The organism is Candidatus Phaeomarinobacter ectocarpi (assembly GCF_000689395.1).
Taxonomy (GTDB): Bacteria; Pseudomonadota; Alphaproteobacteria; order CGMCC-115125; family CGMCC-115125; genus Pyruvatibacter; species Pyruvatibacter ectocarpi.
Window position 1 is genome coordinate 1,513,834 of record NZ_HG966617.1, and the last position, 26,001, is coordinate 1,539,834.

27 protein-coding genes and 2 tRNA genes are annotated in these 26,001 nt (G+C 58.4%); 15 read left to right on the forward strand and 14 right to left on the reverse strand.

Annotated elements, in window-relative coordinates; translation table 11 throughout:
* The first annotated feature begins 61 nt into the window (after positions 1-61).
* Genes BN1012_RS07165 through BN1012_RS07185 form a run of 5 tightly spaced genes read left to right on the forward strand, consistent with a single transcriptional unit; the run spans position 62 to position 5,411 of the window.
* Positions 62-1,366: an NAD(P)/FAD-dependent oxidoreductase gene (locus BN1012_RS07165; RefSeq protein WP_043949101.1), complete on the forward strand. Its 1,305-nt coding sequence runs from the start codon at positions 62-64 to the stop codon at positions 1,364-1,366.
* Positions 1,363-2,253, forward strand: a complete 891-nt coding sequence (locus tag BN1012_RS07170) for a DUF1365 domain-containing protein (protein ID WP_063958493.1) — start codon at positions 1,363-1,365, stop codon at positions 2,251-2,253. Before BN1012_RS07165 ends, BN1012_RS07170 begins: the two co-directional genes overlap by 4 nt.
* A gap of 5 nt (positions 2,254-2,258) precedes the next feature.
* Complete coding sequence (locus BN1012_RS07175; RefSeq protein ID WP_244442958.1) at positions 2,259-3,518, forward strand: SAM-dependent methyltransferase; 1,260 nt, start codon at positions 2,259-2,261, stop codon at positions 3,516-3,518.
* A 9-nt stretch (positions 3,519-3,527) separates the two neighbouring features.
* Positions 3,528-4,865, forward strand: coding sequence for an MFS transporter (locus tag BN1012_RS07180; RefSeq protein WP_043949102.1), 1,338 nt, complete (start codon positions 3,528-3,530; stop codon positions 4,863-4,865).
* Between the two features lie 48 nt (positions 4,866-4,913).
* Positions 4,914-5,411: a DUF3833 family protein gene (locus tag BN1012_RS07185; RefSeq protein ID WP_043950761.1), complete on the forward strand. Its 498-nt coding sequence runs from the start codon at positions 4,914-4,916 to the stop codon at positions 5,409-5,411.
* Between the two features lie 3 nt (positions 5,412-5,414).
* On the opposite strand, the gene BN1012_RS07190 is transcribed toward BN1012_RS07185, so the two are convergent.
* Complete coding sequence (locus BN1012_RS07190) at positions 5,415-6,233, reverse strand: SDR family NAD(P)-dependent oxidoreductase (protein ID WP_043949103.1); 819 nt, start codon at positions 6,231-6,233, stop codon at positions 5,415-5,417.
* A 67-nt stretch (positions 6,234-6,300) separates the two neighbouring features.
* The gene (locus tag BN1012_RS07195) at positions 6,301-6,966 is read right to left on the reverse strand and encodes a ChrR family anti-sigma-E factor (RefSeq protein ID WP_043950762.1); all 666 of its coding nucleotides are present in this window, start codon (positions 6,964-6,966) and stop codon (positions 6,301-6,303) included.
* Positions 6,967-7,323: 357 nt separating this feature from the next.
* On the opposite strand from BN1012_RS07195, the gene BN1012_RS07200 reads away from it, so the two are divergent.
* Genes BN1012_RS07200 through BN1012_RS16775 form a run of 4 tightly spaced genes read left to right on the forward strand, consistent with a single transcriptional unit; the run spans position 7,324 to position 10,446 of the window.
* A complete protein-coding gene (locus BN1012_RS07200; protein ID WP_043949104.1) occupies positions 7,324-8,343 on the forward strand; it encodes a cysteine synthase A in 1,020 nt (339 codons plus the stop codon).
* Positions 8,344-9,207 carry a 3-mercaptopyruvate sulfurtransferase gene (gene sseA, locus BN1012_RS07205; protein ID WP_043949105.1) on the forward strand — a complete coding sequence of 288 codons (864 nt, stop codon included), beginning with the start codon at positions 8,344-8,346 and terminating at the stop codon, positions 9,205-9,207.
* Between the two features lie 41 nt (positions 9,208-9,248).
* On the forward strand, positions 9,249-9,764 hold the full coding sequence (locus BN1012_RS07210) for a GNAT family N-acetyltransferase (RefSeq protein WP_063958523.1): 516 nt from the start codon (positions 9,249-9,251) through the stop codon (positions 9,762-9,764).
* A gap of 19 nt (positions 9,765-9,783) precedes the next feature.
* Positions 9,784-10,446, forward strand: a complete 663-nt coding sequence (locus BN1012_RS16775) for an SH3 domain-containing protein (RefSeq protein WP_052534756.1) — start codon at positions 9,784-9,786, stop codon at positions 10,444-10,446.
* On the opposite strand, the gene BN1012_RS07220 is transcribed toward BN1012_RS16775, so the two are convergent.
* The 4 genes from BN1012_RS07220 to BN1012_RS07235 form a co-directional block, all read right to left on the reverse strand.
* Complete coding sequence (locus BN1012_RS07220; protein WP_043949106.1) at positions 10,427-11,239, reverse strand: amino acid ABC transporter ATP-binding protein; 813 nt, start codon at positions 11,237-11,239, stop codon at positions 10,427-10,429. The genes BN1012_RS16775 and BN1012_RS07220 overlap by 20 nt on opposite strands.
* Complete coding sequence (locus BN1012_RS07225) at positions 11,232-12,380, reverse strand: amino acid ABC transporter permease (RefSeq protein WP_420887292.1); 1,149 nt, start codon at positions 12,378-12,380, stop codon at positions 11,232-11,234. The genes BN1012_RS07220 and BN1012_RS07225 overlap by 8 nt, the downstream gene beginning before the upstream one ends.
* 3 nt (positions 12,381-12,383) lie before the next feature.
* Positions 12,384-13,592, reverse strand: coding sequence for an amino acid ABC transporter permease (locus tag BN1012_RS07230; RefSeq protein WP_043949107.1), 1,209 nt, complete (start codon positions 13,590-13,592; stop codon positions 12,384-12,386).
* 80 nt (positions 13,593-13,672) lie between these two features.
* Positions 13,673-14,734: an amino acid ABC transporter substrate-binding protein gene (locus tag BN1012_RS07235; protein ID WP_081826274.1), complete on the reverse strand. Its 1,062-nt coding sequence runs from the start codon at positions 14,732-14,734 to the stop codon at positions 13,673-13,675.
* 156 nt (positions 14,735-14,890) lie between these two features.
* Between BN1012_RS07235 and metC the strand changes: the two genes are divergently transcribed.
* From metC to BN1012_RS16780, 5 genes are all read left to right on the forward strand, one after another.
* Complete coding sequence (gene metC, locus BN1012_RS07240; protein ID WP_244442959.1) at positions 14,891-16,072, forward strand: cystathionine beta-lyase; 1,182 nt, start codon at positions 14,891-14,893, stop codon at positions 16,070-16,072.
* Positions 16,069-16,881 carry a molybdate ABC transporter substrate-binding protein gene (modA, locus tag BN1012_RS07245; protein WP_052534761.1) on the forward strand — a complete coding sequence of 271 codons (813 nt, stop codon included), beginning with the start codon at positions 16,069-16,071 and terminating at the stop codon, positions 16,879-16,881. The genes metC and modA overlap by 4 nt, the downstream gene beginning before the upstream one ends.
* Positions 16,882-16,888: 7 nt before the next feature.
* Positions 16,889-17,575, forward strand: coding sequence for a molybdate ABC transporter permease subunit (modB, locus tag BN1012_RS07250; protein WP_043949108.1), 687 nt, complete (start codon positions 16,889-16,891; stop codon positions 17,573-17,575).
* A gap of 15 nt (positions 17,576-17,590) precedes the next feature.
* Positions 17,591-17,803: an acyl-CoA carboxylase biotin carboxyl carrier protein subunit gene (locus BN1012_RS07255; RefSeq protein ID WP_043949109.1), complete on the forward strand. Its 213-nt coding sequence runs from the start codon at positions 17,591-17,593 to the stop codon at positions 17,801-17,803.
* An 81-nt stretch (positions 17,804-17,884) separates the two neighbouring features.
* Positions 17,885-18,415 (forward strand): c-type cytochrome, encoded by a 531-nt coding sequence (locus BN1012_RS16780; RefSeq protein WP_052534764.1) that lies wholly within the window; start codon positions 17,885-17,887, stop codon positions 18,413-18,415.
* Here the strand turns inward: BN1012_RS16780 and BN1012_RS07265 are convergent.
* The 3 genes from BN1012_RS07265 to BN1012_RS16785 all read right to left on the reverse strand — a co-directional run bounded on the left by BN1012_RS07265 (position 18,412) and on the right by BN1012_RS16785 (position 22,310).
* Positions 18,412-19,752, reverse strand: a complete 1,341-nt coding sequence (locus tag BN1012_RS07265) for a D-arabinono-1,4-lactone oxidase (RefSeq protein WP_043950770.1) — start codon at positions 19,750-19,752, stop codon at positions 18,412-18,414. The two genes, BN1012_RS16780 and BN1012_RS07265, sit on opposite strands and share 4 nt — an antisense overlap.
* Positions 19,753-19,909: 157 nt before the next feature.
* Positions 19,910-21,280 carry a DUF1329 domain-containing protein gene (locus BN1012_RS07270; RefSeq protein ID WP_043949110.1) on the reverse strand — a complete coding sequence of 457 codons (1,371 nt, stop codon included), beginning with the start codon at positions 21,278-21,280 and terminating at the stop codon, positions 19,910-19,912.
* Between the two features lie 253 nt (positions 21,281-21,533).
* A complete protein-coding gene (locus BN1012_RS16785) occupies positions 21,534-22,310 on the reverse strand; it encodes a tetratricopeptide repeat protein (RefSeq protein WP_171815930.1) in 777 nt (258 codons plus the stop codon).
* A 313-nt stretch (positions 22,311-22,623) separates the two neighbouring features.
* Between BN1012_RS16785 and BN1012_RS16790 the strand changes: the two genes are divergently transcribed.
* Positions 22,624-23,457, forward strand: a complete 834-nt coding sequence (locus BN1012_RS16790) for a mechanosensitive ion channel family protein (RefSeq protein ID WP_052534771.1) — start codon at positions 22,624-22,626, stop codon at positions 23,455-23,457.
* Between the two features lie 84 nt (positions 23,458-23,541).
* Here BN1012_RS16790 and BN1012_RS07285 read toward each other — a convergent pair whose 3' ends face one another.
* From BN1012_RS07285 to BN1012_RS07305, 5 genes are all read right to left on the reverse strand, one after another.
* A complete protein-coding gene (locus BN1012_RS07285) occupies positions 23,542-24,222 on the reverse strand; it encodes a Crp/Fnr family transcriptional regulator (protein WP_206778012.1) in 681 nt (226 codons plus the stop codon).
* A gap of 239 nt (positions 24,223-24,461) precedes the next feature.
* A tRNA-Arg gene (locus tag BN1012_RS07290) sits at positions 24,462-24,538 on the reverse strand.
* Positions 24,539-24,568: 30 nt separating this feature from the next.
* Positions 24,569-24,877 carry an ETC complex I subunit gene (locus BN1012_RS07295; RefSeq protein WP_043949111.1) on the reverse strand — a complete coding sequence of 103 codons (309 nt, stop codon included), beginning with the start codon at positions 24,875-24,877 and terminating at the stop codon, positions 24,569-24,571.
* 100 nt (positions 24,878-24,977) lie between these two features.
* Positions 24,978-25,673, reverse strand: coding sequence for a TetR/AcrR family transcriptional regulator (locus tag BN1012_RS16795; protein ID WP_052534777.1), 696 nt, complete (start codon positions 25,671-25,673; stop codon positions 24,978-24,980).
* A gap of 189 nt (positions 25,674-25,862) precedes the next feature.
* Positions 25,863-25,939, reverse strand: a tRNA-Pro gene (locus BN1012_RS07305).
* Positions 25,940-26,001: the final 62 nt, after the last annotated feature.

A 26,001-nucleotide genomic window follows, 5' to 3' on the forward strand; every position in this document is an offset into this window, starting at 1 on the left:
TTGCCTCATATTCGCGGCGCTCAGGTGCCGGGCGCCTTGCGTAGAAAGACACTGACTGACCATGAAAATTGCAATTGCCGGAACTGGTATCTCCTCCAACGCAGCAGCCCACGTGCTGTCGCGTCATCACGAGGTGACGATTTATGAAAAGCAGGACCGGATCGGTGGTCATTCAAACACGGTGGACGTGGACTATGATGGGGTGACCATCCCGGTCGATACCGGATTCATTGTCTACAACGAGCACAATTATCCGCGCATGACGAAGCTGTTTGCCGAGCTTGGTGTGGAGACGCAGGACAGCGACATGAGCTTCGCTGTCTCCACCATGGGTGGCGCATTCGAATGGTCCGGCCGCACGGTGCGCAGCGTGTTTGCCCAACGGCGTAATCTGTTCAGCCCGGGCTTCCTTTTCATGCTGCGGGAAATCTTCCGGTTCAACCGCCTTGCCCGTGAGGATCTGGAGACAGGCCTCAAGGAAAGCGTGTCGCTTGGTGACTATCTTTCAAGCCACAAGTTTTCGGCACGCTTCAAGCGCGATTATCTGTTGCCCATGGGCGCTGCTATCTGGTCCACACCTGCCAGTGAGATGCTGCTGTTCCCGGCACGCAGCTTTCTGGATTTCTTCCGCAACCACCGTCTTATTGACGAGGACCGTCCCCAATGGCGCACCGTCACGGGTGGCTCTCGCTCCTATGTCAAAAAGCTGACGGCTCCCTATGCCGACCGTATCCAGCTTGGTGTCGGCATTGCCAAGGTAACCCGGACCGATGGCCGCGTGCAGGTGACGGATACCAACGGCAAGACGGAGGAATACGATCACATCGTGATTGGGGCGCATTCGGACGAAGCCCTGGCCATGTTGTCTGATGCGTCTGACGCTGAAAACAGGCTGCTTGGCGCCGTGCGCTACGGGCCCAACAAGGTCTATCTGCACCGTGACCCCGCGCTGATGCCACGCCGCCGGCGTGCCTGGTCTGCATGGAACTATCTGTCACCGGGCCGCATCGACAAGGGCAGTCACCTGTCGGTGACCTACTGGATGAACCAGCTTCAGGGCATTGATGAGAAGTATCCGCTGTTTGTGACGCTGAATCCGGTGGCCCCGCCCAAGGCAGAACTGACCTTTGCGGAACTGAACTACGATCATCCGATGTTTGATGCGCAGGCGCTGGATGCCCAAAAGGAAATCTCATCTCTGCAGGGCCAGAGAAATACCTGGTTCTGTGGCGCGTGGCTTGGCTATGGATTCCATGAAGATGGATTGTCCTCCGGCCTGGATGTCGCTCAGATGTTGCTCGACGCCAATGCAGATGACACTGCGGCACCCGCAACCATCGAACCATTTGTCGAGGCCGCCGAGTGACGGGCACCCTACCCACGCCTGCGATCAACGACCCGGCCGCCCGGTTGTATTTCGGGCGGGTCATCCACGCACGCTCGCGCCCGCGCAAGCATCGCTTTGCCTACAAGGTCTTTTCAATGCTGATCGACATCGATCGGCTTGAAGATGTGGCGAAGACCAGCACCTTGTTCTCCCTCGACCGCTTTAACCTGTTCAGCTTTCATCGCCGGGATCACGGTCCCAAAGACGGTAGCTCATTGCGCGCGCACATAGACACCCTGCTGGGTGATGCGGGCCTGCCGGCACCCGCCCAAATCAAGCTGCTCTGCTATCCGCGTATTCTTGGATATGTGTTCAATCCGCTGTCGGTCTATTACTGCTACGATGCTGCGGGCCAATTGTCCGTACTGGTCTATCAGGTCCACAACACGTTCGGCGACGTGCACAGCTACATCGCACCTGTTGCGGAGGCTGAGCAAAAAGGCCGCGTGGTGCATCAGTCCCGGGACAAGAACCTGCACGTCTCGCCTTTCGTTGGCATGGCGGCGTCCTATCACTTTGCTCTGGATGACCCTGCAGAGACGATTGGCATCCGCATCCGTGAAACCGATGAAGACGGGCCCTTTCTACTGGCGACGTTTGACGGCAAGGCACGCGCATTTTCAACCGCGACGCTGGCCCTGGCGTTTGTCAAGTATCCCCTCATGACACTCAAGATTGTCGGCGCCATTCACTTTGAAGCATTGCGGTTATGGCTCAAAGGCGTGCCGTTTTTCTCAAGCCCGCTGCAGGCGCCCGCGCGGTCCAGTTTGGACGGTCCGTCGCAAGGGGCACGGGGAAATGCAATCGACCCTGCAAAGGCGCCCGAAAAACGCTATACTGATCCCGCGAAAACAAAGGCAGCCTGAGCGACATGACTACCACCGATATGTCAGATGTTGCCGCGCAGGGACGCCCTGCGCCCGTTGTGGCAACCCCGGAAGTTCTGGACGGTCTGTCTGGTGTGCCGCGTCTCGTGCGCTTTTCATTGCGCATGCTCCTCAATATCCAAAGCGGCAGCCTGACAGTCCGCTTGCCGGATCAAGCGCCCTTGCGATTTGAGGGCAAGGAACCCGGCGACCAAGGCGAAGTGGAACTGAAGCACTATCGTGCTGTGCGCAGGCTGCTGGCCGGCGGCGGCATCGGTTTTGGAGAGGCCTACATTGCTGGCGACGTGGACTCGCCCGATATGGCGAAGTTCCTGGAAGTGTTTGCGCGCAACCGGACCATGATGCTGCAGGCGTTGCGCATGGGGCTTTTTGACTGGGTGAACAAGCTCTATCACAAGCTTCACAAGAACACGCGCAAGGGGTCCGAGCGCAACATACATGCCCATTATGATCTGGGCAATGAGTTCTATGGCCTTTGGCTTGATCCGACGATGACCTATTCGTCCGCGATTTTTAAGCCCGGCATGAACGATCTGGCCTCAGCTCAGCGTGAAAAATATCGCGCGCTGGCTGACAGCATGCAGCTGGAAGCCTCTCACCACGTGCTGGAAATCGGCTGCGGCTGGGGTGGCTTTGCGGAATATGCGGCCGGCGAAATCGGCTGCCGTGTCACCGGCATCACCATCTCCAAGGAGCAATTAGAGTTTGCCCGCGAGCGCGTGCAGCGCGCCGGGCTGAGCGACAAGGTCGAGATCCGCTACCAGGATTATCGCGACGTCAGCGAGACGTTTGACCGGGTTGCCTCGATCGAGATGTTTGAAGCGGTTGGCGAGGATTATTGGCCAACCTACTTCCAGCAGGTCCGCAACGTGCTCAAGCCCGGCGGCAAGGCCGGCTTGCAGATCATCACCATTGCGGATGAAGCCTATGAGGATTATCGCAATACGGCGGACTTCATTCAGCGCTACATATTCCCCGGTGGCATGCTTCCCTCGCCTACGGCCCTGCGTGACCAGATCAGCAATGCGGGACTGGTTCTGACCGGTAACCGGGAATTTGGACGTGACTACGCCCGCACCCTGCGCATGTGGCAGGAGAGTTTCGCTGAAGCATGGCCGAAGATCGAACCGCTTGGATTTGACGAGCGGTTCAAGCGGCTCTGGCACTTCTATCTGGCCTATTGCGAGGCTGGCTTCAGTTCAGCCAATACCGACGTGACCCAGGTCACACTAGCGCGCGCCTGATCTCATCTGATGTCCCCCCGCACATCGACCTTCTGGTGGTACGCACTGCCGGGCCTTCCGCTCGCAGCACTTACGTTGCCGGTTTATGTGTTTGTGCCGGCCTTTTATGCCGAGCTTGGCGTGTCTCTCGCATTGATCGGCACGGTGCTGCTCGGCGTCCGGCTGCTGGACGCGGTTTCTGATCCCGCCATCGGCTTTTTGAGCGACAGACTTCGCCTTCCCGGCGGCCGCCGAAAGCCTTGGATGTTTGTGGGCCTAGTCCCCACCATGCTTGCGGTCTGGATGGTGTTCGTCCCGTCAGATACGCCGTCAGCAACCTATCTGTTTGTCTGGAGCGCGGTGCTGTCGGTTGGCTGGACCCTGATGATCCTGCCCTACAATGCGTGGGGCGCCGAACTGGCAGACGACTACGACGGTCGCACGGCAGTCACCGCGCGACGCGAAGGCATGGTTGTGGCGGGCACGTTGCTGGCCACCGCAACGCCGGCCGTGCTGGCCGCGCTGGGGGTGATCGGAACGGCCGCCGCCCTTGAGATACTCGCGCTTGGTTTGGTTATCCTCCTGCCACTGACAGTTGCCCTGTGCCTGTGGCGCGTTCCCTCACCGCCGGACAAAAGTCATCAGCGGGTGGCGCTGGGCGCCGGTTTGCGGGCGATCGGGGCAAACAAATCCTTCGTACGGCTTGTCTCCGCCTATCTCATAAACGGGTGGGCCAACGGCCTGCCTGCAACCCTGTTTGTGCTCTTCGTCACCCACGTGCTTGTGGCACCTGAAATGGTTGGCCCGCTATTGTTCCTCTATTTCCTGTCCGGCGTGCTCGCCATTCCCGGCTGGGTCTGGCTGTCGCGTCGATGGAGCAAGCATCGCGTCTGGGTCGGCTCGATGACGCTCGCCTGTGCGACGTTTATCTGGGTGCCATTCCTGGGCGCAGGCGATGTCCTGTGGTTCGCCGTGATCTGCGTGCTGTCGGGCTTCGCGGTCGGGGCTGACCTTGTGCTGCCGGCCGCCATTCAGGCAGACGTGGTGGATGTGGACACAGCTGACACCGGTGAACAGCGCACGGGTCTCTACTTCGCGCTCTGGAGCCTGGCCACAAAGCTCTCATTGGCGCTGGCGGCAGGCGTCGCCTTTCCCCTTCTTGCCTTTGTGGGCTTTCAGGCGGATACCGTTCCTGGCCTCGACAGCACCAACACAAATGGAAGTTTATTCGCTGTTTCAATGCTTTATGCCGGTTTGCCGGTGATCCTAAAGCTGCCAGCGCTCGTACTTATGTGGAATTTTCCATTGAGCCGGGAAGCTCAGGAAGACTTGCAGGCGCGGATTTCAGCGGCTGCGTCCCCTTCCTGATCCAATTGCGGGCCCCGGCCCCGTCAGTGGACGAGTGTGAGCTGCCTCATGAGTGAGAACAGACATTACGAAGACGCAGAAGCTGCATCGGGCCTCGAGTTGCGTCTCGAAGAGTTTTTTGACGGGTCGCTCGACGCACAGGGTGAATTCCGTGATCCCTTCGGTCGGGTGCGCAGGACATTCCACGCTCATGTCACCGGCAAGCGCGAGGGGGACACCATCCGTATCCATGAAAAATTCCACTATCACGACGGTGAAATTGATGAACGCGAATGGGTGATCCGTGCCCACGGCGATGGACGTTATACGGGCGAAGCAACAGACGTTGTGGGAGTGGCTGAAGGCAAGGTGGAAGGGCCCCGCCTGCGCTGGTCCTACCCGATTGACCTGCCCATTGGTGGCCGCGCATGGCGGCTCAACTTCGACGACGAGTTCGAGCTGTGCGAGCCGGATGCGCTGGTCAATACGGCGAGTGTAAAGAAATTTGGTCTGCCCTTCGGCACCGTCCGTCAGACGATTTCACGCCGGACGTCTTCCAGCAGCTAGGCGCTACGCGTCGCCGGTGGGTATGTCCGGCGTCGTGTCCGGGTCAGCCCAGCCTGTCAGCTTTCGCACGAGAGCCAGCCGCCATGTAGTTGGCAGGTAGTCCAGAGCTTTGAGAACATAGGTAAAGCGACGCGGGAACGTCAGTTCAAACCGTGTCGATGCCAATCCATCAACAATCCGGTCGGCAGCATCCTTTGATGCCATCAAGGCCGGCATCGGGAACGGATTGTTCTTTGTTGCCGGCGTGTCGATGAATCCCGGATTGACGACCTGAACCAGCAGGCCAATCGGATCAAGTTCGATGCGCAACGTCTCTGCCAGATTGATGAGCGCCGCCTTGCTGGCTCCGTATGCGGAGCTTGTGGGCAGCCCGCCATATCCTGTGACCGACGCCACCAGCGCGATCTGGCCCTTGCCCCGCGTCTTCATGGACGCGATGGCTGGTTCCAGACAGTTGGCCACACCAACAAGGTTGACGTCGAAGGTCGATTGAAAGGCGTCCGCCTTGAAATTGCGCGCATCGATTGGCTTGAACACACCGGCGTTCAACACGCACAGCGCCACCTTGCCAAACTGATGTTCGACACGCTGGACGATGCTTTCCATCGCGGTCTTGTCTGAGACATCCCCAGCAAAGGGGCGGATCTGTCCTGGGAGGTCTTTGCTTAGCTCTGCCAGCTCAGCGAGCTCGCCGACGCGGCGAGCTGTGGCGATAACCTGCCAGCCATCCGCTGCCAGCCTCAGAGCCACATCCCGGCCAATGCCCGAGCTGGCCCCTGTGACCCATGCCACGCCATCTTCTTTTGTTACCGGGTCAGCCATGGGACCTCACTTTCGTGGTCGGTATTTCAGCACCCGACCATGCAGTAGATCTGGTGAGACTGAGCGCCTAAAGCAATGACTGGAAAATCCGGCCGATGCGCCCTGTCAGCTTCATTGGAGCCTCAGTGACCGCAAAGCAGATGCAGGTCTCGCCGCGTTCAGCAATGGGTTTGTGATCCACCGCATCGTCAGCAAGTTCCAGATCGCCGGGGCCAAAGCGGCCCGCGTCATCCGAATAGGCACCCTGAACGACCAACGTCGCTTCCATGCCCTCATGGGTGTGCTGGGGAACGGCCTTGCCCGGTTCGATACGCAACAGACGCGCGACGATACCCTCATCCTCAAATTCCTTGAGGCGATACTCGTAGGCGCCGATGCCCCGCCACTTCCACGCGATGTCAGACAGTGGCTGTCCCACAGCATGCGTCAGGGATGCAGGCAGAGGGCTTGGTGTAGGGCGCGGTGAAACGATAGGCGCTGTGGCCGTGAGCGTGTCGCCCTCTTCAAGCTGCGCCAGAAGAGCGTCCGCAGACTGTGCCCGCATGCTGACCGGCTCCGCCCGCTCCAGTGACCAACCGCCGACCTGTTCGATCCGGTCAGCCGTATGGCGCTGCTGCGGGTTCATCTCGAGATAGGTCTCTGCGAGGAGCGCTGCCGCTCTGGGCAACTGACCAAGCGCATACTGCGAGATCAACCAGTCAACACTTGGTGCGGATCGGGGTGTATGGGGCATGTGCTGCATTCTAAGGTTTTCGACTCATCCTTGGTGATCATGCGCGCAGTAGGGGTGCGCAAAACCCGCCAAATCCCGCGGTTTTTTGCGGGGCTTGTTGGTTATCTCTGAATTTGTCTGTAGATACGGCCACATAAGCTGTTTGGATCACTTGTGGGCACAAATGATCCTCTCAGGTCCGTTTGCCCGCACCCGACGCTCTGGATAGAGCAATCCTGCGTGATCTTTGTGTTTCGACGGGCGATGCGGTTGCGCCGGGACGGGCCTCTCCCTATTTTCCAAACTCCCCATGCTTCCAACCACATGAAAATTATGTGGATCGCATAAATCTACAGTTTCCAATGAGGAATAACGTTCATGACATCTGCAACACCCGGGATCAGGAACGGCATTGTCGATGCCATCGGCAACACTCCTCTCATTCGCCTCAAAAAGGCCTCTGAGGAAACCGGCTGCGAAATTCTGGGCAAGGCGGAATTCATGAACCCCGGCCAGTCGGTCAAGGACCGGGCCGCTCTCTTCATCATTCAGGATGCCATCAAGTCCGGCCGTCTCCAGCCCGGCGGCACAATTGTCGAAGGCACAGCCGGCAACACCGGCATCGGCCTTGCGCTGGTTGGCAACGCGCTTGGGTTCAAGACCGTGATCGTGATCCCGGAAACCCAGACCCAGGAAAAGAAAGACATGTTGCGTCTGGCGGGTGCCGAACTGATTGAAGTCCCAGCGCTGCCGTACAAGGACCCCAACAACTACGTGAAATATTCCGGTCGTCTGGCAGAAGAGCTGGCCGCCAAGGAACCCAAAGGCGCAATCTGGGCAAACCAGTTTGACAACGTCGCCAATCGTCAGGGCCATGTGGAAACCACAGCACCCGAAATCTGGGAGCAGACAGATGGCAAGGTCGATGGGTTCATTTGTGCCGTCGGCACCGGCGGCACACTGGCAGGCGTCGCCATGGGCCTGCGCGAAAAGAAGAAAGACATCACCATCGGCATCGCCGACCCCATGGGGGCCGCGCTCTACAACTATTATGCGAACGGAGAACTCAAAGCCGAGGGCACATCCATCACTGAGGGCATCGGTCAGGGTCGCATCACGGCCAACCTTGAAGGCCTCAAGGTGGACGAAGCATTCCAGATACCAGACGAAGAAGCCCTGCCCGTTGCCTTTGACCTGCTGGAACACGAAGGACTGTGTATGGGCTCCTCAAGCGGCGTGAACGTCGCCGGTGCCATGCGGCTGGCGAAGAAGATGGGGCCTGGCCATACGATTGTGACCATCCTGTGTGACTTCGGCACGCGCTACCAGTCCAAGATGTTCAACCCGGCCTTCCTTAAGGAAAAGGGACTTCCCGTTCCCGGTTGGCTGGACAAGTAGGTGACCGCCGCGCCGAACACGGACGATCCCCGGACGCTGGTATCAGTGCAGTGGGTGCGCAACCATATCTCTGATCGAAATCTCGTGCTGCTGGATGCCTCATGGCATATGCCGGCCGCTGAACGTGACCCCTACGCAGAATATGTCGATGGCCACATTCCAGGCGCACGGTTCTTCGACATCGATGCCATCAGTGATACCTCCTCGCCCCTGCCCCATATGCTTCCGACCGCCGAGGCCTTTGCTGCATCGGTGAGCGGCCTTGGAATCTCGAATGCGGACCAGATCATCATCTATGACGCGGTCGGCCTTTTCAGCGCCGCCAGGGCCTGGTGGATGTTTCGTGCCATGGGCCATCAAAATGTCGCCGTGATGGATGGCGGACTTCCCGCGTGGCTGGCCTCAGGCGGCACGACCACAGATGCCGAAGAAGATTTTGAGCCTGCACCGTATGAGGCCCAGCTCAACCCGCGCGCCGTGACGTCGCTTTCTGCGATGCAGGCTGCAAGTGCGGGCGCAAGCCATGTCATTCTGGATGCACGCCCGGCTGGCCGCTTTGACGGCTCGCAGCCAGAGCCCCGGCCGGGCCTGCCCTCGGGTCACATGCCCAACGCGACAAGCCTCCCGTTTCCCAACGTCGTCACGGCAGATGGATGCCTAAAGTCACCGTCCGACCTAGAAAACCTATTCGCCGGATTGGAGGTGGGTCATAAGAAAAACATCATCACCACCTGCGGATCCGGCGTGACGGCGGCGATCCTCACTTTGGCTCTCGCACGCATAGGCGTTGAAGACACTTCGCTTTATGATGGGTCCTGGACACAATGGGGCAGCACGGAAGGTTGCCCGATCGAGACCGGATAAGATGTAGTCATTCGCATCGCAGGATGCAGGCTCAGGCGGGCATGGGCACCATACACAAGACCACTGTTACCTTTCTCAGCATGGACGAGGACCCGGACAACCGGGTTCCCATGCCGGCACGACGTCTTGCCCTGATGCGCAGCGTCGAGCCGCCGGCGCACTATTACCGGTATCTGTATGACGCGGTTGGTCGCGACCACATCTGGGTAGACCGCAAGCGCAAGAACGATGCCGATCTCTTGAGCATCATCCACGATGATCTCGTTGAGATTTATGTCCTGTACGTCGAGGGCTCTCCAGCCGGGTTTGCGGAACTGAACTTTCGTGAGCGCGGCGTATGCGAACTTGCCTATATGGGCTTGATCCCGGAGTTCGTAGGGGGCGGCCTTGGGGAATACCTGTTGGCGCAGGCCATCGAGATTGCCTGGCAACATTCCATCACCAAACTGAAGGTGCAGACCTGCACCCTGGACCATCCCCGCGCCCTGGGCCTGTATCAGCGCATGGGGTTTACCCCCTACGCACAGACTGAAGCCGAAGTTGAAGAACTTGATTGACCCCAAACAAGGAAATCCCATGCGGCACAGATTCATACTCCTGGCCATGCTGGTCAGCGTCGTCCTGACCGGTACCGCGATGGCGCATGAGGACCCGTTTGATTTTGGCTTCAAGTATTATCGGGTGACCGGCGTCGAACAGAATGACACGCTCAATGTACGTACGGAACCATCCGCCTCATCACAGATCATCGGCACATTGCAACCGGATTCAGGCCCCCATGAAGTGGTGATGACAAAGGATGGTTGGGGCCAGATTGTTCATCAGGAATTTAACGGCTGGGTGGCGTTGCGTTACCTGGCGGAAGTTGAAGTGGAAAAGCTCGGGGAAAGTTCCCTGCCGGCCGGACTGACCTGCGGCGGCACAGAACCTTTCTGGGGTATATCCTTCCTAACAGCTGAACAAGCGATCTACACAAACCTGTCCATAGACGGGCCACGACCACTGGACGTCGTCGCCATCAAAAGCGCCATCGCGCGGTTTCATGTTCTGTGGTTTGACCTTGCCAAGGACGGCGCGGATGTCGGCCACGCTGTCATTCGGCGCAGCGCCTGCTCCGATGGCATGTCTGACAGAACATATCCCTACTCGGCTGATCTGTCCGTTGTCAGCGATGACATGGAGTGGACGCTTGAGGGCTGCTGCTATCTGCCGGAGGCCGCTAGTGCAGGATCTGACTGAGGAACAGCTTGGTCCGGTCGCTCTGCGGATTTGAGAAGAACTGCTCGGGCTCATTCATCTCAACGATCTGACCTTCATCCATGAAGATGATGCGGTTGGCGACGGTGCGGGCAAAACCCATTTCGTGGGTCACCACCAGCATGGTCATGCCGTCTTCCGCGAGCGACACCATGACGTCCAGCACCTCTTTGATCATCTCCGGATCAAGCGCCGAGGTTGGCTCATCAAACAGCATGATGCGCGGGTTCATGCACAGCGAGCGCGCAATCGCCACGCGCTGCTGCTGACCACCGGACAGTTGACCGGGATATTTGAGTGCCTGTTCCGGAATCTGGACGCGCTCCAGATACTCCATCGCCAGCTCTTCCGCCTTCTTGCGGGGCATGCGGCGGACCCAGATGGGAGCGAGCGTGCAGTTATCCAATACCGTCATGTGCGGGAACAGATTAAAGTGCTGGAACACCATGCCGACTTCGCGGCGGATTTCATCAACCCGCTTGAGGTCGTCCGTTAGCTCTATGCCATCAACGACAATGCTGCCCTTCTGGTGCTGCTCGAGACGGTTGATGCAGCGGATCAGGGTGGATTTGCCCGAGCCTGATGGCCCGCAAATGACGATGCGCTCGCCACGATGAACCGTGAGATCAATGTCGCGCAGCACGTGGAAGTCGCCGTACCACTTGTTCATGTCCTTGATCTCAATCGCCTTGTCGGACGAGACCGACATGCGAGAGGAATCTGCGGCACCTTTTTCAGGTAGTACCGGTCCGTCCGTTTTGGGGGTGTCAGTCATTACGGTGTCCCGTATCTAGGCGGCGCTCCATGTAGCGCGAATATTGCGACATGCCGGAGCATATGACGAAGTAGATCGAGGCCGCGAACACGTAGCCTGTAATGGCCGTCTGCGGCGTTGACCACTCTGGATCGGTGAAGTTGAGCTGGATGATGCCAAGGAAATCGAACAGGCCGATGATGAGTACCAGCGTCGTATCCTTGAAGAGAGCAATGAAGGAATTGACGATGCCGGGGATCACAGTCTTGAGGGCCTGAGGCAGAATGACGAACACCATCATCTTCCAGTAGTTGAGGCCCAGTGCCTGCGCGCCTTCATATTGTCCACGCGGCACAGCCTGCAAGCCGCCACGCACCACTTCGGCCATATAGGCCGATGAGAACAGCGCAACCGCCACAAGGCAGCGCAGCAGTTTGTCGAAGGTCACGCCTTCGGGCAGGAACAGCGGCAGCATGACGCTGGCCATGAACAGCACCGTGATCAGCGGCACACCACGCCAAATCTCGATAAAGCCGATACACAACATGCGAATGACCGGCATTTCGGATCGGCGCCCCAGCGCCAGCAGAATGCCGAGCGGGAGCGATGCGACAATGCCCGTGATGGCAACCACCAACGTCACCAGCATGCCGCCCCAGAAGGATGTCTCGACTTCTACAAGGCCAAAGGTACCGCCTGTGAGCAACAGGAAGGCAATCACCGGGTAAGGCACCAGCAGATAGATGGCGTTCCAGAGCTTGTATGGCACCGATGGAATAAGCATCGGGATGAGGCCCGCAACGCCCAGGAAGAAAGTCCAGTCCACGCGCCAGCGCTCTTCCAGTGGATAGCGTCCATAGATGAACTGATCCATCTTGGCGTCAATGAATGGCCAGCAGGCACCCGCCCCGTCGCGCAGACACGCGTCGCGTCCATCGCCTGTAAACGTCGCACTGAACAGCGCCCAGTCGAGCACCGACGGGACGATCAGGTACAGCAGGTACGCACCGAGCAACGTCAGCAGCGTGTTGCTGACAGACGAAAACAGGTTCGTCTGCATCCACGCGATGACACCGGTCGTGCGTCCGGGTGGCGGCAGCGCCGGTTTGTTCTGTGTGCGAACAAAGGGTTGCATGGCTTCTATGTGATGTGCGTCGGGCATGGCCTAGCGCTCCACCAGCGCAATGCGCGAGTTGTACCAGTTCATCAAAATGCTGGTGAGGATTGAGAGTGTCAGATAGACCGACATGGTGAGGAACAGGATTTCAACCGCCTGCCCCGTCTGGTTCAACACCGTGCCTGCAAAGACCGACACGAGGTCAGGATATGCAATGGCAACGGCGAGAGACGAGTTCTTGGTCAGGTTCAGATACTGGCTGGTCAGCGGCGGAATGATCACCCGCATGGCCTGGGGGATGATCACCAGGCGCATGGTCGGGCCGGGCTGAATGCCAAGCGCATAGGCGGCTTCGGTCTGACCCTTGCTGACAGACTGAATGCCCGACCGCACGTTTTCCGCGATAAACCCGGCGGTATAGATCGACAGGGCAAGCACCAGCGAAATGAACTCGGGGATCATCACAATGCCGCCGCGGAAATTGAATCCGCGCAGCTCCGGGTAATCGAATGTCAGCGGCATGCCGAGCAGCAGAAATACGGCCAGCGGAACGCCTATGATCAGGCCAAGAGACCAGTACAGAACCGGAAACGGTTGCCCTGTTTGCTCACGGCGTTTGCTGGCCCAGCGGGCAATGAAGAATGACGCCGCGATGCCAATGCAAATCAGCAGGAGAACGAGGCCAAAGCCCTCCCCACCTTCGGGCCGTGGAAAATAGATGCCCCGGTTGTTGACGAAGATGCTGTCCAGAAAGTTCAGGCTTTCACGGGGACCCGGCACGGCTCTAAGGACGCCGAAATACCAGAAGAACAGATGCAGCAGCAGCGGAATGTTGCGCATCACTTCCACATAGGCGACGCAGATCTGACGGATGAGCCAGTTGCGCGACAGAGACCCGATCCCCACCAGAAACCCGATGACCGTCGCCAGCAGGATCCCGAAAACCGCGACGATCAACGTGTTGAGAAGGCCAACGAAGAACGCCCGTCCGTAGCTTGATTCCTCTGTGTACTCGATCAGCGTTTGAACGATGCCAAACCCGGCCGTCGTGTCCAGGAACCCGAAGCCCGACGCGATATTGGCGCGCTCGAGATTGCTGACGGCATTTGTCCAGAACTCGACACCGATCCACACAACCACGAGCAGGGTCAGTACCTGATAGACAATACCGCGCACACGCGGATCGTTCACCAGCGATGCTTTCGCCTCAGCTCTGGCGGGAGGTTTGGATGAGGTGGCGATGGTGGGATCTGTCATTCAGCTGAAAGCATACATAAAAACGGCGCGCCGATCTCAGATTTGATATCGGCGCGCCGCGCGGTGTTTGGTCTGTGTGTCTAGCGAACGGGAATGGCGTATTGAAGCCCACCGTCCGTCCACAGGGCATTCTGCCCGCGGGCGAGGCCCAGCGGCGTGTTGACACCAAGGTTGCGCTCAAAGCTCTCGCCGTAGTTCCCAACGGCCTTGATGGCGTTGTACGCCCAATCATTGGAAAGACCCAGCGCATCACCAAAGGCACCTTCGGTGCCCAGCAGACGCTTGATCTGCGGATTGTCGCTCGATTTCATTTCATCGATATTGGCAGCTGTCACACCCAGTTCTTCGGCAGCCACCATCGCGTTGAGTGTCCAGCGAATGATGTCGAGCCATTGATCATCGCCCTGACGAACCGCTGGTCCAAGCGGCTCCTTGGAGATGATTGTTTCAAGGATCACATGGGCATCCGGCTCGGTAAGCTTGAGGCGCTGGGCGGCAAGGCCGGACACGTCCGTCGTGTACACGTCGCACCGGTTGGCGTTGTAGGCGGCCACAACCTCATCAGCCTTTTCAAAGGCGAGGATCTTGTACTCAAGATTGTTGGACCGGAAGAAGTCGGCCACATTCAGTTCTGTTGTTGTGCCGGTGTTGGTGCACAGCGTCACGCCGTCCAGCTCAAGCGCATCCGTCACACCCACCGATTTGCGGACCATCAGGCCCTGGCCGTCATAGTAGTTCACACCGGCAAAGTTGACGCCAAGCGACGTATCACGGTCGAGGGTCCAGGTGGTGTTGCGGGACAGAAGATCAATCTCCCGTGACTGAAGCGCTGTGAAGCGTTCCTTGGCGGACAGCGGAGTGAACCGCACGGCAGTGGCGTCCGCGAAAATGGCCGCTGCCACGGCGCGGCAGAAATCAACATCGAGGCCTGTCCACTCGCCGGTGGCGTCCGGGTTGGAGAAGCCGGGAAGCCCCTGGCTCACGCCGCATTGCACATAGCCTTTGTCCTTGACGGCGGCGAGCGTTGCGCCCGCATCCGCAGGTTCTGCGGCGGCCCCGTGAACAGACATCAATCCAAGGGCCAGTCCAGCTAGACCAGCCAACGCAGGACGCTTGAGAGCGCGAATGGTGGTGGGAATCATACGAATCTATCCTCACAGTCGATACGGGGCAGAAAACTGAGCACTGGATGTACCGCACGCAGCGATTTTTACCAGCATTTGTGCCAGTGTAGCATTCCTCAAGGCCCCGGCTAGGGGCTTGGCGCAAGATCTGTTACCGGGCCGGAATGGGCGTTGATGGCCATTGGAACCAAAGTGGGTGCGATGAAAGAAAAGACCAAAATAGTTCATGCCGGACGGGACCCGAAATCAAATCACGGTGCCGTCAATCCGCCTGTCTATCACGCCTCCACCATCCTCTATCCGACCTATGAGGACCTGAAGCACCCCAAGACGCGCGTGCAATATGGCCGTCGCGGCACGCCCACCGTGTTTGCCCTGGAAGACGCCATCATGGCCCTTGAGGGGGGCGCGGGATGCGCCATCGTGCCCTCAGGGCTGAACGCATGCACCACCGCCCTGCTCGCTTTCCTGAGCGCCGGCGACCATCTGCTGATGCCAGATAGTGCCTATGGACCGACACGCAATTTCTGCAACACGTTCCTGAAACGTATGGGCGTCGAGACCACCTTTTACGACCCGACCATCGGGGCCGATATCGCCGCCCTCATGACGGACCAAACAAAGGTGGTTTTTGTTGAGAGCCCCGGTTCGTTGACCTTCGAAGTACAGGACATCCCCGCGATCGCCGACGTGGCCCACGCAAACGGCGCAAAGGTCATTCTCGACAACACCTGGGCATCTCCGCTGTTCTTCAAGCCCTATGAGCATGGGGTGGATGTTTCCATCCAGGCCGCCACCAAATACGTGGTGGGACATGCAGACACGATGCTGGGAACGATCACCGCCAACGAAGAATGCTGGCCGCTGGTTCATGCGGCCCATGGCCAATTGGGGCTGTGCGCTGGACCGGACGACATTTTTCTCGCGCTGCGCGGTCTACGGACATTGGATGTCCGGTTGAAGCAACACATGAAGCAGGGCATTGAACTTGCGACCTGGCTTGGTGAGCGTGATGAAGTCTCCCACGTGCTGCACCCAGCCCTGCCCTCGCATCCACAGCACGACATCTGGGCCCGGGATTTTCTGGGCGCCAGCGGCCTCTTCTCGGTTGTGCTGAATCCTGTCGAAGAAGACGCGCTGGCCGCCATGCTGGACGGTCTTGAGCTCTTCGGCATGGGGTACTCCTGGGGAGGATTTGAAAGTCTTGTGGTGCCCTCGAACCCGGCGCGCTATCGCACAGCGACCACATGGGATGTACCTGGACGCCTGCTCCGCTTCCATGCCGGCCTTGAAGATATGGATGATCTGAAAGCTGATCTGGATAAGGGGTTGGCACGCCTCAAGGCTGCCGGATGATCCGCGCTGCCGTACTTGCCATGCTGATTGCGACTGCTTGGTCCCTGCCCTCAAAAGCAGATACGCCGCTTTTGATCTTCGCCGCCGCGAGCATGACCAACGCGGTGCAGGATATGGCCGATGCTTTTGAAGCGGCAGGACATGGCCCGACGATCACCGTGTTTGATTCAACATCGCGGGCTGCCCGGCAGATACAGCAAGGGGCGCCAGCGCATGTGTTCATTTCCGCGAACGCCCAATGGGCGGAATGGCTGGTGGCCTGTGGCATCGGCGACAAGGCGTCACGGCGCGCCGTTGCGGGGAACACTCTGGTTCTGATCGGCACGCGTCCCAACGACGACAGCACTCAGGCATCCGAGCGTGTTCCGTTCGGTCCAAACCATTCCGGGCTGACCCGCGGGCGCTTAGCAATTGCGGACCCCATCGGTGTGCCCGCAGGGGTCTATGCCCGAGAAGCGCTGATGGCGGTCAAGGCATGGCAGCGTGTGCAGGACCGGCTTGTTCAGGGCGATACCGTTCGCACGGTGCTGAACTGGGTCCGGACCGGGACAGCGCCCGTGGGCATTGTCTATGCCACGGATGCGGCAATCGTGGACGACGTTCAGGTGTTGGCCACGATACCTGAGACGCTGCACGGGCCGATTGTCTATGAGGCGCTGGCTGTCACGGGCGCTCCATCACAGGCGTATGACTTCCTCAACTTTCTGAGCGGTCCCAAAGGGACGGCCATCCTGAAATCCAATGGGTTTTCGCCACCACCTGACGTCGATTCGTCAGATGCCTCCCATCCACAAGCGCAGTGCGGGTAGTGGGCACATGTGGGGTATAACTGACGCAGAGCTTCAGGCGCTCACGGTCTCTTTGACGGTCGCAGGTGTGGGCCTGCTGGTGTCAATGCCGCTCGCTCTGCTCACCGGCTGGGCTCTGGCCCGTTGGCAGTTCTGGGGCAAGACCGCCCTCGACATCATTGTGCATTTGCCGCTGGTCATGCCGCCGGTTGCCCTTGGCTATCTCCTACTTCTTGCGTTGGGGCCGCGAGGACCCATCGGCGAACCGCTCCAGTCATGGTTCGGAATCAATCTTGCGTTCTCATGGTCAGGGGCTGTGATCGTGGCGGCTGTCAGTGGATTTCCCCTGGCCGTTCGCGCCATTCGCATTTCGGCTGAAAATGTCGAGGAGCGGCTGTTGCAGGCGGCCCGCACACTTGGCCAGTCACCCTTTGGTGCATTCGCGACGATTGCCCTGCCCTTGATGGTCCCCGGAGTAGTGGCAGGCGGCGTGCTGGCATTTGCCCGCGCCCTTGGAGAGTTTGGCGCCACCATCACCTTTGCGGCGTCCATTCCTGGCGAGACGCGGACACTGCCGCTTGCCCTGTATACTTTTTTGCAGATGCCCGGCGGCGAACAGGCCGCATTGCGTGTTCTCATCCTATCGGTAACTGTTGCTGTTGCAGCGTTGGTCGCATCTGAATATCTCGTGCGCCGCTCGGCCCGGCAGCGATAAAGGGAAGTCGAATTTATGGATATCAAGTCGGAGATTTCAGGCAAGGTCTGGAAGATCGAAGCCACCCCGGGCACGTCCGTGGAAGAAGAAGATGCGATCATCATTCTGGAATCCATGAAGATGGAAATCCCCGTTGCAGCACCCAAGGATGGCAAGGTCACAGAAATTCTGGTCGAAGAAGAAGAACTGGTCGAAGAAGGCCAGGTTGTTGCGCGGATGGAAACCTAGAGACAAGCACAAGGTGTCAAAATGATTCGGAACCGATTGGTACTTGTCTTCGCTGTGATCTTCGCATGTTTGTCATCAGCGATGGGTACATCCGCACAGACGCCGGACGAGGCATTCAACCCGTTAATGGAAGATCTAGAGTTCGGTTGTTCAGCCTGTCATGCAGACGAAACGGACGCAAAGTTTCGGGAAGTACCACAGACGGACGAACAGGTAGCGGCCGCCAATCATATTCATCAATTGCTCCAAGAATTTGAAGGTCAGCGGGCTGTCCGCGTTGATGCACCACAAGGTAATGCGCTTGCCGGGCAAGAGCTCGCCGAGAATCTTTGTGCTTCCTGCCACGCACTTGTGCCCAATCAAATCTCGCCCAATGAGGCGGCACCTAACTTTAATTCGATGGTGATCGCATATCCCCCCAGCCATTTGGCTGAGGGCTTCGCTGAGGGAATAGTGGTAGGTACCGACTCGCACATCGCAATGCCGCAGTTTCAACTAGAGCCTGAACAGATTGACGATCTAATCGCCTACCTCGAAACGGTGCTCGTCTACGCTTATCCGCCGGCTAAGGACGGTCCTCGAGTCTATCGAGAACAAAACGTCGAGGACTAACTGCCGACTTCGCCAAACAGGCGTGCGAGATATGGTGTGAGGAACAGACCCTTCGGGTCGAGCCGTCGGCGCACTTCCTGGAAATCGTCCCAGTGCGGATAAAGCGGCGCCAGCTCACGTGCAGTCAGCGTGTGCAGCTTGCCCCAATGCGGGCGGCCGCCATAGTTGCGGAAGATGGCTTCGGCCCCGTCAAACAGCCGTCGGTAGTCCTGCTTCGCATATTGGTGGATCGAGATCGACACGCTGTCGCGCCCCTGGAACGGGCTCAGCCAGATGTCGTCACCCTGAATGGTGCGATACTCAATCGGGAAGATGAAATTGCCGCCTCGCTTGCGCATATGCTCGGCAAGTTCCTGAACACAGTCCGGGCCGCTGGCCAGCGGGACTGAAAATTCCATTTCGTTGAATCGCACGTCCCGATCACTGGGGAAGGCCTGATAGGCATGGCGGACTTTCGCCTTTTGCGAAAATTCGTCCGCGCCCATGTAACGGGCACCGGCATTATTGGTCAGGAACCGCTGCAGCGGTCCGCGCAGGAAGGGCGCAAAGCGGCTGATCTCGCACGCTGCCACCATGGCGAACTGTTCCATGCCGCCACCACCCTCACGCGGCGGACGTGCGGGCTCATCTGTTGTGTTCAGGAATTTGACCAGCACGTCGTCGGCAAACGGGAACCAGAAGAACTCAAAGTGCCGGTTGTCATTCACCAGACTGTCCATCTGCGCCATGACCTCTGTCACAGCCATGCGCCCGCCGGTCTCCCGCAATGAGTATGCTGGAAGGCACTGCAGATCGAACTCGGTCAGAATGCCCAGCGTGCCAAGCGAAACGCGCGCCGCATTGAAGACGTCAGCATTTTCGTCAGCGGAGCACGACACGATGCTGCCATCCGCCGTTGCAACGCGCACACCGGCCACCTGGGACGACACCGAGCCAAGGGTCAGGCCGGTGCCATGGGTACCTGTCGAGATGGCCCCTGCGATGGATTGCCGGTTGATATCGCCCTGATTGGCGAGGGCCAGTCCGGCCTCGAGAAGGGGCGCACCCAGATTGTGAATTTTTGTTCCGGCCTTGACCCGCGCGCGGCCGGTCGAGGCATCCGCGGACACCAGCCCTTCATGACCATCAATATCAATCATGGTGCCGTCGGTAATGACGATGGGCGTAAATGAGTGTCCGGTGCCCGGCGCACGCACCGGGCCCCTGCCCTGAGACGCTGCCTCAACAATGGCAGCTGAAATTTCGGCTTCGCTGTTGGCAGTCACAAGGTTGGAGGGTGCGCATGTCAGCGCCCCCGACCAGTTGGTCCACACGGCATTCTTTTGCTGGATACTCATCGGGCCTGCACTGCGCCTCTTTGTTTGATCACCTTCGCGCAAAGCATGTTCGACATTCGCTCAGGATGCAATCGACCGGCGCGCAATTAGGGCAAAGAAAAAGCCCCCCGGACGATGTGTCCGAGGGGCTTTCTTTAGGCTCTCGATGTTCGGTGGTTTACCGAACGCCGCGGCGGCGCAGGGCTGCCGGGTCGAGGTTGTCTTCGCTCAACTCATCATATGTGTAGTTGATTTCACGTTCCTGGTTCTTCAGGCCCTGGACGTTGTAGTAGTCCGCCTGAATGTCATAGGTGACGTCTGAGTTGTTCCAGCAAGTCGGCACATCGTAATAGTTAAGGATGTGACCTTCCTGGACACGCCACAGCTGACCACGGCTGTCAAACATTTCGCCGGTGACCATGTTGTAGGTGTCTTCATCAAATGACTTCACACGACGTGTGTAGATGTGACGCTGACCTTCACGGATCTTGGCTTCAACGGTCCACACGCGGTGCAGTTCGTAGCGAAGAAGATCCTGATTGAGAGAGGCCGGCTGCAGCATCTGGTCGTAGGTGTTGGCCGGGTCAGCCCATTTGTATGAGTTGTACGCAATGTACTTCTCGGACTTGCCCTGCATCGTCCAGGTGTAACGGTCAGGTGACCCGTTGAAGAGGTCAAACTGGTCCGTTGTCTGGCGGCCATCAGCGTAAGACTGCGGGTTGTCATAGGCCACGGTTGGCGCACGACGCACACGCTTGGTGCCAGGGTTGTACTGCCACGCGTTACGGGCACCCTTCACCTGGTTGATGGTTTCGTGCACGAGCAGCAATTCACCAGCACGACGAGACGGTGCAATAACCGTCTGCAGGTACTTGAGTGAAATGTTGTTCAGGCTATCGAAGCTGGGGATGTCAGGGTTCGAGTAGGTGAACACCACTTCGTCATACACCGTAATCGGCGTGAAGTTGGCATTGCCGTCCGGAGCGATGGAGGCAAACTGACGGTTCAGCTTGTAGCCGCGGTAACGCAGATTGTGGTTCCATGCGAGCTGAACAGCTTCAGTCGGAATTGGGAACGGCGCACCGATTGTGGCATTTGCCACACCGTTACCGTCGGCAACCAGCTCACTGTTGAGAGCGTTCTGCTTGATGGCGGCATTCACAAAGTCCGGATAGGAGCAGTTGCGGCGCGACGGGTACACGATCATCTTGTAGCCGGCGATGTCGTCAAGCAAAGCGGCATGGGTGCCGGTCAGCTTGTCGGCATACTCAGCCTTGTTTTCAGATGTGATGGTGAACAGTGGCGCATCATCTGCGTACGGATCAGCATAGAAATCGCCGGCCGTGTGAGCTGGCGGATTTGCAAGCGGCTCCCAAGCCGGGATCGTGCCGTCAGCATTGCCTGCTTTTTCAGCGCCGATTGGCGTCAGGGTTGTGCCGAGCTTGTCGGCTTCAGCCTGGCTCACGCCTGCTACTGCAGGAACGGCAAATGCCGTCGCTGTCAGCAGCGCGGCAATCGCACCAGTGCTGGTGTTGAAAACTGAACTCATTGTTGGTCCTCCTTGTGGGCCCCCAAATTGGCCTGTCCGCATTTGGCAGACACCCCACGTTCTGCGGGTAGTAAAGCCATCACCGATCTGAACAGAAACTAACTGAACCAGATCAATCCGGATGCTGCAGAAATCCAGCATCCTTCAATTTCATCGCATGACATAGCACGGAACGCACACAAATGAAGATGAATTACGTGAAAGGTCGCTACGCAAAACCCTCATAAACCATAATGGTTCCCTGCTTCTCTCGCTAAATCGGCTCAAAGGCGCGGGCTGCATCAACACCCTTCTTGATCTGATCATTTGTCAGCTTGGGTGTGAGCGCTTCAATTGCTTCAGCGGGATATTTGGGAAAGCCGTTTTCATTGGAGAGGATGTAGTACATGTAGGCCTTGACCACGTCCTTCTCGACGCCCTCGCCTTCCTCATAGAGAACGCCGACATTGTACTGACTGGCAGCATGGCCGCGCAATGCGCCCTGCTCAAACCATTTGGCGGCTTCTGCGCGGTCCTGCTCGACGCCAAAACCCCAGTCATAGGCACTGCCCAGGTCGCCCATGGCACGGCCGTCGCCCATGTCAGCGGCTCGCCGCAGCCATTTGAGGCCTTCGTCAAAGCTATGAGATACGGACTGGCCATCCATGTAGGCAGCGCCAATGCGGTAGGCCGCGCCGGCATCACCTGCTTCGGCCGCTTCTTCCCATACCATCAATGCTTCAGGATAAAGACCGCGCTTGTAGAGCCCAAATCCGCCGTCTTCGGTCCGCTCGGCTTCCCGGACGACGCGGGCAATGGCGTCCTCATCGCCCTCCGCGAGAGGACGCGGTGCATCTGCGGTCTCAGCAGCATATGTGTCTTCCAGGGCTTCCGCCTCGCCTGATGCCGCATCCAGCGCAGGCGACTTTGCGTCCGCCATGCCGACCCAGATCAGCGCGCCCAGTGCCAGCACACCGGCGACAGCCAGACCTTGAAGCGATGGTCCGTTTTCCATTGATGCGGCTTTGGTATCCGCGGAGCGTTTCGTCATTCTGTCTTCTCCCAAACAGACGCTGAAGGACAGCGCCGCCATCAGGTAATTTGATACCCGTATTGTTCTATATTCAATATGTAGGGTGAAAACGTGGCGGAGCCACCACGTCTGACGCAAGTTACACTTCCGTCAGGTGGCTCACGCTTGCGTGTATAGGCCTGTCAATCCGCTGGCGTGAGGCGACCGCTGCCCATATGTTGCGCGTCACCGAAGGCGCATTTCCGGCTGTCAGGCTCCGCGGACCAAAATTTCTGACGGCGACACATCGTAGCGGCGGACATCGCCAGCCCCCCAAGAATTGCAGAGACACATGTATTCACAACTCGCCAGCTCGCTTATTCTGATTGCCACTTTGGGCGTGGTCTGGACCTTTATATCCATGGTGCTCCTGCGCCGAGCCCCTCTCGCTGCGACCGACCGTCGGCGCTGGCGATCGGCCGGGCGCGGCATCCTTATTTTGGCGCTGTTTTTTGGGCTGATTTACGTCTGGGCACCGGAGCTACGCACCTTCGCGCTGTCTATTGTTGCCTTCGCCGTGGCCATCGTGATTGCCACCAAGGAACTGATCCTGTGCTTCACCGGCGGGATTTACCGCCTTGCCACCGGCGCCTCAAAGATTGGGGACAGAGTGAGCATCGGCGATGCGCGGGGCGAAATAATTGATCAGACCCTGCTTGCAATCACTTTGCAGGAAATGGGGCACGATGAAACGTCAGAGACGTTTACCGGCCAGAGAATCATCGTGCCGAACAGCGTGCTTCTCGCGACGCCGATCATAAATGAATCGACCAATTCCGGCATCTGTCTGAGGGAACTCGTCGTTCCGCTGCAGCCGGGTACTAACGTTGATGCGGCCCAGACCACTCTGCTGGCAGTTGCCAGGGATGTGCTGGATCCACTGAGTGCAAAGATCCACAGCTTCTGGAAGCATCTCAATGAGATGGTTGAGGCGACGGCCCCTGGTCTTGAGCCACAGGTGAATGTCCGCGTGACCGATCACGACAAGATCAGCCTCGTCCTGCATTTTTTCGTGCCCGCCAAGGAGTGGCCCGATGTGCGGAACAAAATCCTGGAGCGATACCTCGCCTCCCGCCAGCCTCAGATTGGCGCGCCCGTCGCAACCGGGTCACCCTCGGCGACCTAGGGTCTTGGGTCGCCTGGGCGCGCTCGTTTTTTCGCACCGGAGTGCGGACGCGGCGTTTAGCGAACGAAGCCAAGCGGTGCGGCGCTAGATCCTGAATTCCTGGAGATGCTCTGGATTGAATTCGGCATACTCGGTGAGCTTGGGAACGTTGACCAACCGCAGCCAGCCATTGTCCATGGTGATCAGACCCAGCTTTTTCAGCTTCTGCATCTGCCGGTTGATGTGAACAAGGCTGAGCCCCAGCGTGTCCGCCAGATCATTCTGGGTCATGGGAAACTCAAACCAGTCCTCTTTGGTTTCCCCCACCAGCCTGAGGCGATGCCACAACTCAAGCAGCAGATGTATCAGGCGCTTGCTCGCGTCCAGCCGCCCAAGCCGGACAGTCTGGTCACCCAGAATGGCAAACTCCCGCGCCGTGCACCAACTCAGTCCCGCCGCCAACACCGGATATTTTTGCGAGATTTCGTTGATGCGAAGGGGCTCAACAACCGCGAGTTCCAACTGGGTCAATGCGGCAGCAGAATAGCTGGACGTCCGACGGAAATTGACGTGCAGGCCCAGAATGTCTCCTGGCAGCGCGTAGCTCAGGATTTGCCGCCGCCCCGATGGCGTCAGGACATATCGGATAGCCCAACCGCTCACCACTATGAACGTCGCTTTGAAGGCTTCCCCGTCCCCAATAAAATCTGTCTCAGGCGTAATGGTTGCGCTGTTGCTGTGCAGACCCTCCAGGAAAGCGAGCTCTTCATCTGACAGCAACGTCATCGCACCGAGTTTGCGAGCGATTGGGACCGCGGACTCTGGCGGTCGCAGATCCGTTACGATGTCTTGTTTTGTCATTTTTTGTTTACCGTTCGATCTGCAAAATTAACATATGTTAACCGGGGTACATTCCGGACACCATAGCGGTTACACAATAGGTGTACGCCCATCGGGTATGCATCACGAGTAAGTCTGTCTCGGTGCAAGGTGCGGGGAACGACAACGGCCACTCCTGGGAGGAATGGCGCGCCCGGCAGGACTTGAACCTGCAACCTACGGCTTAGAAGGCCGTTGCTCTATCCAGTTGAGCTACGGGCGCAAAACGCGAGGCGAAACAGGCAACCGGTCGCTAATGCGTCCAGTTGCCGTCTACACGGTCTGATCTGAAATTGTCGGAGTAGGCTTTGGGGCGTGCCGCGCGTGGCTGCGGCTCAAACACCTGATAGGCAATCTTGTGCCGCTCCGCGTAGGCCACCGCGTCTTCCTTGCTGGAGAACTTCAGCTGCAGCTGCCCGTTCATGTCGCCGGAGCTTGTCCAGCCCATGAGGGGATCGATCTCGCGAGCGCTTTCGGGCTCATACTCCAAAAACCACAGATTGGTCTTTGCGGTGCCAGACTGCATGGCCGTTTTGGCCGGCTTGTAAATGCGCGCCACCATGATGCTTGGGTACCCTGTAGAAGATCGTTTCAACTAAAACACTGTATGGCGGAATAAATCCCGCCAAGGCAAGCCATTTGATAGGCCAGCGCCGCCCTGGTCAGGCTGACATTCTGGCCTTGATGATGTCTGACAACGTGTCGGTCAACTCAGCCTCGACATTCATTGGCTGTTTTTTGAGTTCCGGTGCCCGGATCGCAAGTTCTGCGATAACGTCGGGTGGCGGGGACGCAAACTGTTGCAGCCCAATGGCAAGTGCACAAGCGCGGGTGATGAGTGTCGCCCCTTCGCCTTCTTTCAGCCCACCGGAATGCTCAATGGTCGAGCCGATGTCACTGATCCGTGCCGAGAGCTTTCGTTTGAAATCAACCAGCGCGTCAATGCCTGCACCAGGTTCAAGTTGCGAAAACAGCAGGCTCAGCAATGACAGCAATGCGTGGGGACCAAGCAACGCGCCGGTCAGAACCTTCGCTATATGGTCCGCAGACTGACGATCGCCCTTGAGGCCTTCATCAATAGCAACAAAACACGCGTCCAGCTTGTGCATCAAAACCGCAAGGAACAGCGCTTCCTTGCTTGGGTAATAAAGATACACGGTGCCCTTTGCGAGACCTGCCCGCTTGGCAATCTCCAGCATGGTGATGTCGTGGTAGGACGCGTCAACAAGGGCAGCCTCTGCTGCCTGCAGCAAGGCTTCCGCCCGCGCCTGCTTGGCCTCGGGCGCGCGTGCCTTGGGAGTCCCGGCGCGTGTGGCCGTTGCCACTGCCTTTGCGGGCGCTGTTGCCGGAGGTGTCACCGCATCAACCTTTCAAATCCAATCGATCAAGTTTGGCCAAGCGGCGATAATTCGATTCCTGCCGCGAAGCGTTGCAAAGATAGGACCCTTGAGCGCTCAGACCAAGCTTCCAAACCGTCGCATGACTCACTGTCACCAAATCACAAAGTGACAGTGAGTGGGTTAACATCATGATTTTTAAGGAAAAAATGGTCGGGGCAAGAGGATTCGAACCTCTGACCCCCTGTTCCCAAAACAGGTGCGCTACCGGGCTGCGCCATGCCCCGACCGAGCCAATACAAACAGCGAATTACCGCCCTATGCGTCAGCGAGGCGGGACATTGGCTCA